Origin of the sequence: Streptomyces sp. NPDC005485 (genome assembly GCF_040606085.1) — a bacterium.
Taxonomy (GTDB): domain Bacteria; phylum Actinomycetota; class Actinomycetes; order Streptomycetales; family Streptomycetaceae; genus Streptomyces.
Genome location: NZ_JBEXDZ010000313.1, coordinates 1 through 2,034, shown reverse-complemented (window position 1 = coordinate 2,034; position 2,034 = coordinate 1). Strand labels below are relative to the sequence as shown.

Here is a 2,034-nt window from a genome sequence, read left to right as displayed (position 1 = left end):
CGCGGCCAGCGCCTCGCCGCGGCCCTCCTTCACGTCCCGCCGGGCCGAGATCCGCATCTCGTCGGCCTCGGCGCGGGCCACCAGCAGCCGCTGCCGGGCGCGCTCCTCGGCGTCACCGCGCACCGCGTCGGCCTCCGCCCGCGCCTCGTCGCGCACCCGGCGCCCCGCCTCCTCGGCCTCCGCCACGACCAGCCGGGCATCGCGGCGCCCCTGCTCCACGACCGCCGCGGCCTCCTCCTCGCCGAGCTGGAAGATCCTGCGGGCGCGCTCCCCCAGTTCCTCGTACGTCTGCGGACCGAGTCCCGCCACGACCTCCCGCAGCCGCCCCGCCTCCGCGTCCATGTCCTTGGCCAGCACGGTCAGCCGCGCCGCCCGCTCCCACGCCGCGTCCCGGTCCAGCGAGAGCCCGGCGGCGTACGCCTCCACCTGCTCGGGCCGGTAACCACGCCCCCGCACAACCACGAAGCCGTGCGGCGACACCGATGCACCGCTCATCGAGGGACCCCTCTCCGAACCAAACGAACCCGACCTGAACGAATCCGGCCTGAACGAAATGACTATTTCGCGCACATCTTGATGGATCGCACGGAAGTGTGCATAACGCGACACTCCGCCCATCAGTCACGGTCAGGATGCGCATACAAAAGGGCGGGCCCGGTCAGATGACCGGGCCCGCCCCTGAGAGGCAGTCACCTCGACGTCACAGCAGGCCGTCCCACATCTGCTCCAGCAGGACCGACCACCAGGACTCCGGGGAACCCAGGGCCGCCGGGTCGAGGGAGGCGAGCTGAGCCTGGAAGTCGACGGTCCAGCGGCCCGCCTGCTCCTGGTTGAGGCCGAAGCGCAGCCGCCACATACGGCCGAGCAGGGCGAGGCAGCGGGCGAACTCGGGCAGGCCCGTGTTCACGAACTGCGGCGGCACCGGGGCTCCGCCCGGACCCGCCTCCACCGGCACGGCCACGATGTTCGCCGTGCCGTACTGAACGCAGATCGCCTTGCCGAAGTCGCTGCCCATGACCAGGTACGAGCCCGCGTCCGCGGCGGGCTGCACCCCGCGCTCCTGCGCCATCTCGGCCAGCGTCGGCACCGGACGGCCCGGCTGGGCCTGCGCCCAGAAGAACGGGCCCATGTCGGCCGGAAGACCGGCCACCACCAGCGTGTGCGCCACGATGTTGGGCACACCCTGGCGGGAGACGGCGGCCTGGTCGAACCGGAAGACGCCCGGCCCGAACGCCCCCACCAGCTCCTGGCCGATCGCCTCCGGCGGGATCGGCGGCGCCGGCTGCACCGGCGGAATCGGCGCACGCACCGGCGCCGGACGCGCCGGACCGTCCGCGACCTGATGCAACTCACCCTGGTGCGCGATCAGTTGGTGCATGCCCTGCTGACGGCTCGCGTGATCGGTGCCGTACGGCGCGATGCTGGTGATCCGCGCCTGCGGCCAGCTCTCCCGGATCATCCGCGCGCAGTACGCGCCCGGCAGCTCGCACGACTCCAACTCCGTGTGCAGCTCAAGGACTTGCTGCGGCGGCACGTTCATCGCACGCAGCTCGTGCAGGATCTGCCACTCCGGGTGCGGGGTGCCCGGCGCGGAGCGGCGGATGAGCTGCTGTTCGGAGCCGTCCTGCGCGCGGTAGCGCAGCACGGCCTGGTAGCCGGGGCCCACGATCGGCTGCCCGACGGGCGGCTGCGGATAGCCGTACGCCGGCTGCTGCTGCCCCGGGAAGGGCTGACCGGGCAGCGGCTGAGGCGCTTGCGGCGGCGGGGGCACGCCGGGGCCGCCGACGGGCGGACCGACCTGCGGGCCGGCCAGCATCGTCGCCGCGTGATGGACGTTGCCCGGGGGCGGGGCGCCCGGGACACCCGGGGCGCCACCGGGGGTTCCCGGCGCGTGCGGCGGCTGAGGCGCGCCGGGGCCGCCGACGGCAGGACCGGCCAGCTCGGCCGCGTTCTTGCCCGCCACAGTCGCGTGGAAGATGTCCGGGTACTGGGTGGCCGAGTGGTTGCCCCAGATGGTGAGGCGCTTGATGTCCT

At 73.7% G+C, this 2,034-nt stretch carries 1 protein-coding gene and 1 pseudogene; both read right to left on the bottom strand.

What is annotated here, in order from left to right:
- Window positions 1-495 (bottom strand): annotated as a pseudogene (locus tag ABZS97_RS43830) (cellulose-binding protein); the annotation flags it as partial.
- 205 nt (window positions 496-700) lie between these two features.
- The coding region (locus tag ABZS97_RS43825) for an SUKH-4 family immunity protein (RefSeq protein ID WP_356149643.1) at window positions 701-2,034 on the bottom strand (1,334 nt) is incomplete at its 5' end.